This window comes from Vibrio sp. SALL6 (assembly GCF_002002385.1).
Taxonomy (GTDB): Bacteria; Pseudomonadota; Gammaproteobacteria; order Enterobacterales; family Vibrionaceae; genus Vibrio; species Vibrio parahaemolyticus.
Genome location: NZ_MQVK01000015.1, coordinates 107,507 through 120,299, shown reverse-complemented (window position 1 = coordinate 120,299; position 12,793 = coordinate 107,507). Strand labels below are relative to the sequence as shown.

9 protein-coding genes and 1 tRNA gene are annotated in these 12,793 nt (G+C 44.7%); 5 read left to right on the top strand and 5 right to left on the bottom strand.

Features of this window, described 5'->3' with window-relative positions:
• Positions 1 to 18: 18 nt before the first annotated feature.
• Positions 19 to 109, bottom strand: a tRNA-Ser gene (locus BIW15_RS09105).
• A 329-nt stretch (positions 110 to 438) separates the two neighbouring features.
• Between BIW15_RS09105 and BIW15_RS09100 the strand changes: the two genes are divergently transcribed.
• Positions 439 to 1,119 (top strand): MaoC family dehydratase, encoded by a 681-nt coding sequence (locus tag BIW15_RS09100; RefSeq protein WP_005462115.1) that lies wholly within the window; start codon positions 439 to 441, stop codon positions 1,117 to 1,119.
• Between the two features lie 54 nt (positions 1,120 to 1,173).
• Here the strand turns inward: BIW15_RS09100 and BIW15_RS09095 are convergent, their stop codons facing one another.
• Entirely contained in the window at positions 1,174 to 2,001 is an 828-nt protein-coding gene (locus tag BIW15_RS09095) for a phosphate ABC transporter substrate-binding protein (RefSeq protein ID WP_005462121.1), read from the bottom strand.
• 256 nt (positions 2,002 to 2,257) lie between these two features.
• Between BIW15_RS09095 and BIW15_RS09090 the strand changes: the two genes are divergently transcribed.
• Positions 2,258 to 2,611: a DUF3024 domain-containing protein gene (locus BIW15_RS09090; RefSeq protein WP_005462123.1), complete on the top strand. Its 354-nt coding sequence runs from the start codon at positions 2,258 to 2,260 to the stop codon at positions 2,609 to 2,611.
• A 4-nt stretch (positions 2,612 to 2,615) separates the two neighbouring features.
• Here the strand turns inward: BIW15_RS09090 and BIW15_RS09085 are convergent, their stop codons facing one another.
• Complete coding sequence (locus BIW15_RS09085) at positions 2,616 to 3,419, bottom strand: AraC family transcriptional regulator (protein WP_053048019.1); 804 nt, start codon at positions 3,417 to 3,419, stop codon at positions 2,616 to 2,618.
• A gap of 71 nt (positions 3,420 to 3,490) precedes the next feature.
• Positions 3,491 to 5,497, bottom strand: a complete 2,007-nt coding sequence (rnb, locus tag BIW15_RS09080) for an exoribonuclease II (protein WP_077280884.1) — start codon at positions 5,495 to 5,497, stop codon at positions 3,491 to 3,493.
• 379 nt (positions 5,498 to 5,876) lie between these two features.
• Between rnb and BIW15_RS09075 the strand changes: the two genes are divergently transcribed.
• Positions 5,877 to 7,808, top strand: a complete 1,932-nt coding sequence (locus BIW15_RS09075; protein ID WP_077280883.1) for a DEAD/DEAH box helicase — start codon at positions 5,877 to 5,879, stop codon at positions 7,806 to 7,808.
• A 74-nt stretch (positions 7,809 to 7,882) separates the two neighbouring features.
• Here the strand turns inward: BIW15_RS09075 and BIW15_RS09070 are convergent, their stop codons facing one another.
• Positions 7,883 to 9,421 carry a bifunctional diguanylate cyclase/phosphodiesterase gene (locus BIW15_RS09070; protein ID WP_021821499.1) on the bottom strand — a complete coding sequence of 513 codons (1,539 nt, stop codon included), beginning with the start codon at positions 9,419 to 9,421 and terminating at the stop codon, positions 7,883 to 7,885.
• Between the two features lie 360 nt (positions 9,422 to 9,781).
• On the opposite strand from BIW15_RS09070, the gene BIW15_RS09060 reads away from it, so the two are divergent.
• Both BIW15_RS09060 and BIW15_RS09055 read left to right on the top strand, forming a co-directional pair.
• Entirely contained in the window at positions 9,782 to 10,975 is a 1,194-nt protein-coding gene (locus BIW15_RS09060) for an acetate/propionate family kinase (RefSeq protein WP_005483382.1), read from the top strand.
• A 279-nt stretch (positions 10,976 to 11,254) separates the two neighbouring features.
• The gene (locus BIW15_RS09055; protein WP_062854826.1) at positions 11,255 to 12,568 is read left to right on the top strand and encodes a methyl-accepting chemotaxis protein; all 1,314 of its coding nucleotides are present in this window, start codon (positions 11,255 to 11,257) and stop codon (positions 12,566 to 12,568) included.
• Positions 12,569 to 12,793 lie beyond the last annotated feature (225 nt).

Sequence of the window (12,793 nt, the reverse complement as noted above, 5' to 3'; positions counted from 1 at the left end):
ACGGCTTTTTTCTAAATGTGGCGGAGAGATAGGGATTTGAACCCTAGATACGCTATTAACGTATGCCGGTTTTCAAGACCGGTGCTTTCAACCACTCAGCCATCTCTCCGTTGCGGGACGTATAATAGGGAGTGGAGTAGTCGTTGTAAAGCACTGAATTACAATTGAAGTGCCGTTTGATGATTTTCTAGACGCCGATGCAATAGTGAGCAACACTGAAAGTGAGTGAAAACAACGCGAAACGCACCTAAATGTAGAGTTTTTACTTTATCCTAGTGCTAATCAATAAAATGGTGTTTTATTGTTATCTTTATGAAAAATAACAAATTATAGGCTTTGAGGATACATGTGTTCGCCCGAAAGTGTTTGCAACAGTTTGTGAACTAATTCAAAATTAACTGGTATAGCCAGTTGTGCTTAATTTTTCTAAGGGTGTTTATGAAGGTCACAAATCTATTTAAAGACAAAGTTGATGCGATTTCTGCTCATCAATCCGAGTTTATGAATTGGATGTCTCCAACGCTACGCGATTACTGGAGTGACTTTTTGGGCAAGGCGCAAAACAGCTTTTTGTTTTCTAATGTGCGCGACCATAATCAGCCTGCAGTAAATGAAGAAGTGGCTCCTCAACCTGCGCCGATTGTTCTTCAGCCAGAAGCTCAAAAACTGTATGACGAGTTAAGCGGTAAGATCGGTGAAGTGATCCATACGGGTGATTGGGTTCATGTATCTCAAGAGCGTATCAATCAATTTGGTGCGGTAACAGAAGATATGCAATGGATTCATACTGACCCAGAGCGTGCATCTGTTGAATCACCTTTTAAAACAACCATTGCGCATGGTTTCCTGACGTTGGCTCTACTGCCTAAACTGACGGACTCAGTTGATGCGGATAAACCATTATTTCCGACAGCGAAATTGGTTGTGAATCTAGGCTTGAACCAAGTACGTTTTCCTTACCCAGTTAAAGCTGGTAACAACGTGCGTGCAGTAAGTACACTGACTAAAGTAACGCCTATCAAAAAAGGTTTAGAGATCGAGCGTGAAATCAAAGTGGAAATTGAAGGCGTAAGACGCCCAGGTGCGGTAGTGGTATCTGTGATTCAATTGCACTTCTAAAAACATATTCGAATCAATAAAAAAGAGAGCATTTCAATGCTCTCTTTTTTGTTTTTACTGGTTAAAGTTTTTAACCGGTATGTACCCGTAGTCAGCAATGGTTTTTTGTCCCGCTTCCGATTTTAGGAACGCGACAAAGTCTTTGCCTGCTTGATCTAGCGAGTCGACTTTGTAAAGCACCAAGAATGGTCGAGCCAGTTTGTATTTGTGATTTGCGATGTTCGCTGCTGTTGGTTCAATACCGTTAAACTGAATCGCCTTCACAGAAAGGTCTACAGACCCCACCGAAATAAAACCAATTGCACGTGTGTTATGGTTCACAATGGTTTTAACCATGCTGTTGCTGTTTACAACTAAGTTGTTTGGGCTGATATCAGAAACAAGACGGTCGTTAATGATTTTGGTGAGACCCAACAAACTTTCAAAGCTGTAGCGCGAGCCAGAAGATGCTTCTCGCGTGACAACTGCTATCGGTTGATCCGCGCCGCCGACTTCTTTCCAGTTTTTGATTTCGCCTTTGTAGATGTCAAACAGTTGTTGTGCTGAAAGGTTAGTCACAGAGTTTGTACGGTTCACAACAACGGCAAGGCCATCGTAAGCAATTGGAAACACATTCAAGTCTTCGCCTTTTTCGCTTTCTGTCAGATAGCGAGAGCTCATACCAAGTTTCACGACACCTTTGTTCACCATGGTGATCCCCGCACTAGAACCAATGCCCTGTACAGCGATGTAATTATCTGGGTGTGTCTTATTGTATTCTTCGGCGAGTACGTCCATCACGCGAGCAACGGAAGTTGAACCTGAAATGTTGACTTCTTTCGCCATAGCAGAAGGAAGGGAGACAGCCATGGCTAGTAAAGTTGCCACAGTAAAACGTAACATATTTAAACTCCATATACGGTATAAAGCAGCGCTTATGATATTGCGTTCAGGTTACACTTTTGTGAATCAGAAAAGATTGTTCGAATGTGAAACAGCAGCGTGTTTATCACGTTATTTGAGCAAAGTGGTGATGTGCGTAGTGTTTCCTCGGAGAGTGAGATGGTAATCTCTGAGAAGTCTGTAAACGGAACGTTGGTGAAGTCAGCCTTAAATGGCGCTTGGGTGTATACTAAAAACTACCTATCAGGAGAACGTCATGTCTGTTTCTCAAATGGCAACCAGCCGCTTATATAAACTGGTTCAGATTCTTTGTTCGGCGCGCAATGCTAATTTGCCGGTAGAGCAAGGAAAATGTCTTTATGAGCCAATTGAAAACGGCGTTGAACTTCACCATGCGCATTTCTTGCTAGATTCACAACATAGTGAATACACCTCGCCAATTGCAAAAATTCTATTTGATTCTCAGACTCAGCTTTGGCGCTTTTATGTTCCCGCCTCTCGCTCAGAAGAAATTCGATGGATCCCTTACAAAAAGTTGCCGCATAGTCACACGCTTGAAGATCTCCTTGCCGAACTTGAAAGCGATCCTCAAGCGTGTTTTTGGGAGTAGGGGATTAACCTCTTACTACCTGATTACGAAAGTCTTTAGGGGTGATGTTGTAAATGGATTTAAACGCGGTACTAAAGTGAGCAGCGCTCTTAAATCCAGATTCAAATGCGATTTCTGTTATCGATTTTTGTGAAACGCGCAATTGTGTTGCCGCGTAGTTAATACGTTTTACTTTTAATATCTGAGAAAAAGAAAGGTTTTCAGCCGCAAGGCGGCGTTTTAACGTCGCGATAGACATGCTCATGTGCGCCGCTAGGCCTTCTAACGTTATATCCTTCTCAATGTTCTTTTCGATGTACTTAATGGCCTTTTGAGACGCTGTTAGGCTGCTTGCATCGTCAATGATCGAAAGAATGTCGGGCTGAACTTCCACCATAAGAGAAAGTAGCGCCATTGCGATATGGCTCTGAGTGTAATCAGGAGCATTGCGACTGGCTAAGACCAATAACGTATTCTTAAGCTGTGTGATTTCTGAATTGGATTCTGGCGAGAAAGGGTAGAAGCGTCGGTGTTCTGCTTCTGAATGCAATCCAGGGTGTGCTTTCTTAAACTCGCAAAATAGGCTGATGTCAAAGACTAGCGCTACAGCTTTAAAGCCATTCTCGCCAGGTATGGCTTCTGCACTTCTTAAGTCAGAAGAGTTGTATAGGGTAAAGTCGCCAGCTTGTAGTTCAAATTGTTCGCCATTTGGCTGGTGGACGACTAATGCGCCTTCTTCTACGACATATAAGCCGTTATGGGTGGCGGTGTAACGTTCACTTTTGCGAGCAGTGAAGTGGCTAAAGCGAATGATCTCAATGTTCGGCATATTCGTTCTTATCGTTTTCCATGACAAATAAAAAAGGCGCTCATTCGAGCGCCTTTAAACTTCATTCGGTATTATTCTTCACTTACAGTTTGTTCTGTTTGTGCTGCTGGTTGATCAGCAAATACCTGTGTTGGCTTTGCAACTAAACTGCGGTTTTCTTGGTTAACGTCCGCAAGAACGATTTCCAATGTGTCACCCAGCTTGTACACCACCTCTTTATCGATAGAGATTGTGCCGTTGTCGCCATTGCACTCAATTCGTTCTTTATTATCAAGAATCAGGGCACCAGGAATAAAGGCTGCTGCTCCATTTTCGAGAAGTCGAACACGTGCACCAGCACGATTAATATCGAAAATCTCACCTGTGAAACAAGTTTGCTTGCTTGGTTCATCTGCAAGAGTGCGTGCGTATAGCCAATCGGACACGTTACGCTCTGCAATTTTGTGGTGCTTGCGGTGCAGTGCCAGTTCTTCACCCACTTGATCGTCAGGTTTTTGTACTGGTTCTTTATCTAGAATCACCGCTTTTAGCATACGGTGGTTGATCATATCGCCGTATTTACGAATTGGGGATGTCCAAGTCGCATAAATGTCTAGACCCATCGCGTAATGAGGAAGAGGTTGGTTACCCACTTCACTGTATGCTTGGAACTTACGAATGCGGTTGTCTAGGTAAGATGTCTCTTGAACCGCTAACCAACGACGTAGAGCCGCAAAGCCTTCAAGCGTTGCAATCGATTCTGCTGTGAATTCTAGCGTACCCTCAGGGTTAACGAGTTGCACAACTTCTTCGATTTTCTCTGGTTTCAAACCTGCGTGAGTGTTGAATACGCCAGTTTCAAATTTTTCACGCAGTGTACGGCCTGCACAGATGTTCGCTGTGATCATCGATTCTTCAACAAGACGGTTTGCACTGCGGCGCATATCAGCGTGAATAGCGATAACGTCATTGTCTTCACTTAGCTCAAAACGGTAGTCAGGACGGTCTGGGAATACGACTGCGTTTTTCTCACGCCATTCTGCGCGAGCTAGAGAAAACTCGTATAGATCACGTACGATAGTTGCGATTTCTTCTGAAGGTTGCCATGCGTCAGAGTTGCCGTTTTCTAGCCAATCAGAAACGTGATCGTATGCTAGGCGCGCGTGTGACTTGATGTTTGCAGCGAAGAATTTGATATCGTCACCAATCACACCGTCTTTGCTCACTGTTACGGTGCAGCAGATTGCTGGGCGGATTTCGCCTTCAATTAGAGAACATAGGTTGTCCGCTAGATCGCGAGGTAACATCGGGATGTTACGGCCTGGTAGATAAATGGTGTAACCACGCTCACGCGCGACTTTATCCATTTCGTCTTCAGGTGTGATGTACGCAGTTGGGTCAGCAATCGCGATAGTTAACTCAAAATCACCAGATTCTGTTTTCTTCGCGTACAACGCGTCATCCATATCTTTGGTTGATTCACCATCGATTGTGACGAAAGGAACATGAGTCATGTCGATGCGCTCTAGATCGGCGTCATCTTTTAATTCCCAGTTCTCAATGCCAGCAGGTTCTGAGTTTGGTAGATCGTTTTGCGCTAGCGTTACCCACCACGGTGCGATTTTGTCATCAGCGTCAGTGATTTTCTCTGAAATTTCAACGAAGAACGTGTTGTCGCCTTTTAGCGGGTGACGAACAAGATGTGCTACAACCCAATCACCTTCTGCGAAGTTGTCAGGCTTTAAACCTTTCTTCAGTTTCGCTTTTAGAGACAATTTCTTTAGTTGAGGATGGTCAGGCACGACATTTAGCTTGCCTTTGAACATCTTTACTCGACCGATAAAGCGAGTAAGAGATTGTTCGATCAGCTCTTGTGGTTCTGCGACTTCACGTTCATTTTCAGTACGGATGATGGCCACGACTTTGTCGCCGTGAATGCACTTTTTCATGTACGCTGGTGGGATGAAGAAGCTGGTCTTGCTGTCCACTTCCAGGAAACCAAAGCCTTTATCTGTTGCTTTGATTGAACCTTCTTTTTTAGGCAGGTTTTCTTGGATTTGCTGCTTAAGCTGGGTTAATAGCGGGTTATCTTGAAACATCTTTTCTTAACTTACCAATGGAGTTGGCCACACTATAATCATTGCGGGCTATTATTACTACCTAAAGCACACAAATTCGCTGTGAATTATTGAGGAATTAAACAGCTCAACGGTGCTTTTCTCTTCGGAGAAACGGGCGGTAGGTGGATTTTTATGCGGATATTACCATTAGTGAGAATAAATTGTGATGTAATTCAATTTTTTCTAGCTTTTTTTATGCATTTAAGGAATAATCCGCCTCCCTTAGTCGTCCCTAATGGCTTATCGCGGTTGTGTACTGTGCTAACTCCTGTCTGAATGGATTTAGTAACTGGATGAATCAGTATCGAATTGGAAGAGCATATGGGACTGTTTTTTTGTTTAATTAAGTAGGATCCCAATGCAAGATTCTGTTATTCAATTCAGCGATTTATCTCTGAATGATTCTATCCTTTCTGCTCTAGACGGAATGGGTTTCGTGTCACCAACTCCAATTCAGGCTGCGGCAATCCCACACCTATTGGAAGGTGCTGACGCGCTGGGTAAAGCACAGACGGGTACAGGTAAAACGGCAGCATTCTCTCTGCCTCTTCTAAACAAGCTAGATCTTGATCAACGTAAACCACAAGCAATCGTTCTTGCTCCAACTCGTGAGCTAGCGATCCAGGTTGCGGCTGAAATGAAAAACCTTGGTAAAAACATCAAGGGTCTTAAAGTTCTAGAAATCTACGGTGGTGCATCTATCGTAGATCAAATGCGTGCTCTTAAAAACGGTGCACACGTTGTTGTTGGTACTCCTGGCCGTGTTCAAGACCTTATCAACCGTGAACGTCTACATCTTGACGAAGTGAATACTTTCGTACTTGATGAAGCGGACGAAATGCTAAACATGGGTTTCGTGGACGACGTAACTGCAATCATGGAGCACGCTCCTGAATCAGCACAACGCGTTCTATTTTCTGCAACTATGCCACCAATGCTGAAAAACATTGTTGAGCGCTTCCTACGTGATCCTGTAACTGTTGACGTTGCTGGTAAAAACCACACTGTAGACAAAGTTCAACAACAGTTCTGGGTAGTGAAAGGTGTAGAGAAAGATGAAGCTATGTCTCGTCTTCTTGAAACTGAAGAAACTGACGCGTCAATCGTATTCGTACGTACTCGTCAAGACACCGAGCGTCTAGCTGACTGGCTATCTGCACGTGGCTTCAAAGCTGCTGCACTGCACGGTGACATTCCTCAGTCTCTACGTGAGCGTACTGTTGATCACATCAAACAAGGTGTTATCGACATCCTAGTGGCAACTGACGTTGTTGCTCGTGGTCTTGATGTTCCACGTATCACTCACGTATTTAACTACGACATCCCATTCGATGTTGAGTCTTACATCCACCGTATCGGTCGTACTGGCCGTGCAGGACGTAAAGGTAAAGCGATCCTTCTAGTTCGCACTAACCAAATCCGCATGCTTCGCACTATCGAGCGCGTGACTAAGTCATCTATGGAAGAAATCCAACTTCCTCTACGTGACCAAGTTGCAGAAGCTCGTCTAAACAAGCTAGCGGCTGAACTGGAAGCTGAGAAAGAGCACAAAGCACTAGACAAGTTCGCAGAGCTAGTAGAGAAACTACAAACTTCTCTAGAAATCGATCCTGCGATGCTTGCTGCAATGCTTCTTAAGCGTCAACAAGGTAAACGTCCTCTGTTCTACATTGGCGAAGACCCAATGGTTGAAGCAATTGAGCGTGACAAGCAGCGTCGTAAAGAACGCCGTGAAGGTGGTCGTGAAGGCGGTCGTAGCTTCAACAACCAAGACTGGGATACTTACCAGCTTCAAGTTGGTCGCGAGCAAGGTGTTCAAGTTAAAGATATCGTTGGCGCTCTAGCAAACGAACTAGGCCTAGGTAAAGGTTCTATCGGTGCGATCAAGCTAGCGCAAGGTCACACATTCGTTCAGCTACCAAAAGCAATGACTTCTGAAGCTGCGAGCAAACTAAGCAAACTGCGTATTCGTCAACAAGATGTTGGTGCTGTAGTATGTGACTTCGACGATTTCCGCGAGTCTCGTGGTGGTCGCCGTGACGGTGGTCGTCGCGATGGCGGTCGTCGTGAAGGTGGTTTCCGTGGTAACCGCGAAGGTGGCAACCGTGGTGGTGAGCGTCGTGAAGGCGGTCGTCGTGAAGGTGGCTTCCGTGGTAACCGTGACGGCAACCGCGAAGGTAACCGTGAAGGTGGCGAACGTCGTTTCGATCGTAACCGTGGTGGTGATCACCGTGGTAACTACCGTGGCGAACGTGGTCACGGCCGTAGCCGTCGCACTCAAGACGCATAATCAGCGCAGTACTACACAGTTACATAAATTGTTGTAGAGATTGATTTGAAAGCCGAGCATTAAGCTCGGCTTTTTTATGCGCGTCGGGTATGACTTTGTTTGTCGTCGTGCTCGTTAACCCAATTAATCACTTCATTCAGCGGCAGCGCCGGGCAAAATAGGTAGCCTTGAATAATGTCGCAGCCTCTGCTTCTTAAAAAATACAGCGTGTCCATGTCCTGAACGCCTTCCGCCACCACTGAGTACCCTAAACCATGTGCTAAAGCTATCGTGTTCTCTACGATGGAACGAGAGCCTTCTGTGCGGTTTGCTGTGCACAAAAACGAACGGTCGATTTTAATTTGATCCACAGGTAGATCCCGCAATAAAGAAAGTGACGAGTACCCCGTACCGAAGTCATCCAAACTGATTTTAATACCCAACCCTTTAATTTGGTGAATGAGTGGGTTGAGTTCCACAACTCTATCTATTGCCATGGTTTCTGTGATTTCCAAACTGATCAGATCGGCAAATTGCGGATTGTTTTCAAGCAGTTTCTCAAGACGATGGAAAAGAAGGTTCGAAGAGAGGTCTTTGGCTGAAAGGTTCACGTGTACAGGCAACTTAATGCCTTTTTCGATAAAGGTTTTGAGATCTTTTTCTACCTGGCCCAATACCCACATGGTGATGTTGTGGACTTGGTTGCTGCGCTCCGCGATAGGGATGAAGTCGTTGGGTGAGATAGTTTTCCCGTTTTCATCGTGCCAACGAATCACTGCCTCGAATCCGACAGCTAAATTGGTGTTCGCATCAATCAAGGGCTGGTAGTACAACTGAAACTCTTCTTTCTCTAACGCGCATTGAATGCGAGAGGAAATTTCAAGCTGGTACTTGGCGCCTACGTTCATATCATCATGATAAAATGCGAATAAATTGCCGTTACGTTTGGCGTGATACATGGCAATGTCGGCATGTTTAATCAAAAGATCATTTGAGATCGCGTCGTAAGGATAGGTGCTTATCCCAAACACGACACGTGAAGATACTTGGAACTCATCTAGGTGAAAGCGTGCAGAGAGGGCGCAATCTAGGCTTTCGATAAGTTCTGTGCCCGTTTTTTCACAGGCGGAAGAGGTGAGAATGACAAATTCATCGCCCCCCACACGGAAGATCTTGTCGCTCCCTTTGAGCTTGTCTTGCAATCGTTGACCAATCTGAATCAGTAACTGGTCTCCGCAGAAGTGTCCCATCGCATCGTTCACTTGTTTAAAGTTCACTACGTCAAACAGAATGACAGAGAAAGGGTCACCAGATTGTATTCTGTCATCAATCAGTTCGAAGCAATACTTGCGATTGGGAAGCCCTGTCAGGGAGTCATGAACCGCATTGCGTTTTTCTCGCTCCGCGACGCTGTGTAGCTCTAAGATGGAATCGTTGCTCCACTTGATGACTAAAACGACAAAAATACTGCCACCGAATAAGAGCAAAGAAACACCAGTTTCAAGCAATGATGCCACCGGTTTTTTCATGATTGCGTGCAAGAAAGCAGCATACGCAAAAATGAAGCAACTTATTAACATCAACAGCCATGTCCACCCGGGTACCTCTGTTTTCGAGCAAATATTTTTTGTCATCTGCCATCCCCAGCAGAGCAAAATCAAACCTAAGATCACTAATAAAAAGGCTATTGTGGGCACGCTATTACCCCGAATTATTGATGAGATTGTTATTTTTATACATCCAATAAACAACGTAGCTCATAGGTTTGAATTTGTACAAATTGACCAATTCATAAATTAGCTTTAACAAATCATATTTTTTAGACTTCAAATAAAATCAAAACTTGCTATAGATCAACAAAATTTGTTCAATCAAATCGCTTTCACTAAAAGATTGTTGAAAGATTAAAAAATTATTGAATAATAGGGGAGCAAACAAGAAGTACGCAGCGCGGAAGCGCAATTACAACCTCTGCTCCACAACAGGATAACTACATGTCTAATTCGTTTGTACTGGTGATCAACTCTGGTAGCTCTTCACTAAAATTTGCAGTCATCGATTCCGTATCGGGTGACGCGGTGCTAAGTGGTCTGGGCGAATGCTTTGGTCTATCAGACGCTCGTATGAGCTGGAAATTCAACGGTGAAAAAAAGGAAATCTCCATCGAAGGTGACGATAGCCATCACAAAATCGCTATCGGCAAACTAGTAGGTTTAACCGAAGAGTTAGGTCTAGCTCAAGACATCGTTGCTGTGGGCCATCGTATTGTTCACGGCGGTGAGAAATTCACTAAAACCGTTCGTATTACTGAAGAAGTTACACAAGAAATTGAGAAGCTTGCAGACCTTGCTCCACTTCACAACCCAGCTGGTGCTATCGGCATCCGTGCTGCTGTTGAAGCGTTTCCAAGCCTTCCACAATTTGCAGTATTCGATACAGCGTTCCACCAAACAATGCCTCAACGTGCGTTCACTGGTGCAATCGCTAAAGAACTTTACACTGATTTCGGCATTCGTCGTTACGGGTTCCACGGCACAAGTCATTACTTTGTAAGTCGCGAAGCTGCGAAGATGATCAACAAGCCGATTGAAGAATCGAGCTTCATCTCTGTTCACTTAGGTAACGGTGCTTCTGTTTGTGCAATCAACAATGGTGAATCTGTAGATACGTCTATGGGCTTCACTCCGCTGTCGGGTCTAATGATGGGTACACGTTGTGGTGACCTTGACCCAGGCATCATTGAGTACCTTCTGAAGAAAGGTTGGTCTCAAGAGAAAGTGTTCAACTCACTGAACAAAGCTTCTGGCTTCTTAGGTGTTTCTGGCCTAACAAGCGACGCACGCGGTATTTTGGAAGCAATGGAAGAAGGCCACGAAGGCGCTGCCCTTGCATTCCAAGTGTTCACATACCGTGTGTCTAAATACATCGCTTCTTACCTTGCTGCGCTTGATTCATTCGACGGCATCATCTTCACTGGCGGTATTGGCGAGAACTCTATGCCAATTCGTCGTGAAATTCTGAAAAACCTAAAACTGCTAGGTTTTGTTGAAGATGTGAAAGGTAACGAAGACGCTCGATTTGGTAACGCAGGTGTGATTGCTACATCTGAGTTGCTAGGTGCGAAAGCACTGGTTATTCCTACCAACGAAGAGTGGGTAATCGCTCAACAGTCGGTGGAACTGCTGTAAAACGGCAAAAATTTTGGGAACTAAGTCAAAGCTCTTTCCGTAAGGAAAGAGCTTTTTTTTGATCTATCACTTCACTTTCCTCATATAAGCGTCTTGCCCGAATCTGATTGCGATTTTGTCGTTCACATTGATTAACAAATGTCCTCTAGTGATATTAATGTAATTAATTGTGAGCCAAGTCTAAATTCCAGTATACTGCTACCTGAGTAATATCGAGCTGTATAGATATAAATAATAAACCTTTGATTAATCAATAGATTGGTCGAGTAAGGGAAAGTAATGTTTTTTAATAAGTCGCTTCAACAAGAAAACCAACGATTAAAACAAGAGCTCTACAGCCTACAACAGATCCAGCAAAGCCTAGACGAAGAAATGTTAAGGCTGACGTTGGATGCGAAAGGCAAAGTTACATCGGCAAACCAAAAGTTTTTGCAGCAACTTTCACTGTCAGATAAGGCCATCTTGGCGAAGCATATTTCTGACCTTGTACCATCAAACGTTAGAAATACTGACCACTTTTACCGCATGAAACAGTCGGTTCAAGCAAAAGCATTCTGGAATGGCGCGTTTCAAATCACCAAGGGGGATGGTGAAGAGGCGTGGTTAAGAGTGGTTATTCAGCCTGTGCGAAACACAAGTGACCAGGTGGAGAGCTTTTTTGTGTTTGCCTCTGAACTGACTCGAACGATCACGACATCGCGCGAGTACGAAGACATGCTGAATGCGCTGAGCCGCTCGATGGCAGTCATTGAATTTACGTTAGACGGTACAGTGCTTAAAGCAAATGATAACTTCCTCAGCACGACGGGTTACAAGCATGAACAAATCGTGGGTAAGCATCACCGAATTTTCTGTTTGCCAGAAGAGGCAAACTCTTCGGCGTATCACGATTTTTGGAAAAGGTTGGCAAGTGGGCAGTTTGTTACCGACCGATTCAAACGCGTAGACCAATATGGCTCAGTCGTGTGGTTGGAAGCTTCTTACAACCCGATCCATAACGACAGAGGCGAGCTGTACAAAGTGGTCAAGTTTGCGACCAACATTACTCAGCAAGTGCTTCAAGAGCAATCCATGGCGCAAGCGGCGCAGTTGGCGAATGAAGTATCTCAGGAAACGGGCACTCAAACCGTCCAAGGCCGTCAAGTAATCGGTTCTACCCTTGAGAAAATGCAGACCCTTTCAGAGCAAATGCAGCAAGCCAACGCCGCCATTGAAGATTTGAAAGCACACTCATCGAAAATTAGTGAACTGGTGAATAGCATTAGCGGAATTGCTGACCAAACGAACTTGTTGGCGCTCAACGCGGCAATAGAAGCTGCTCGTGCCGGCGATCATGGACGCGGTTTCGCGGTGGTTGCCGATGAAGTACGCCAGCTTGCCATGCGCACCAATACCACGACAGATGAGATTGTCTCGATGGTGACGGAAAACCTAGAGCGCACCAATAATGCTGTTGCACTGATTTCTCAGTGTCAAAAAGAGGCGCTTGATACGCTAGAGCTCTCTGAAAAGGCGGGCAATGTTATGAACGATATCCAAGACGGAGCAAGCCGAGTGGTTGAAGCTGTCGCACAGTTCAACCGCACCTTGTAATTAATCGCTTCAAAAACTTCTGCTTCAAAGAGCCCATTCTCGGTTCTAGTTTCCCTTCCTCGCTTCGCGAATACCGTTTATAGCGAGGAAGGCAACACGCTGTTATTTCTCGATGAAATCTCACCTGCAATGTATAATGCCGACGTTTCGCAAACGTTAACATCTTCCATTCTTATTACACACCTCGTCAGCATTTGCGATACGAATATAAATAACTTTCGTAGA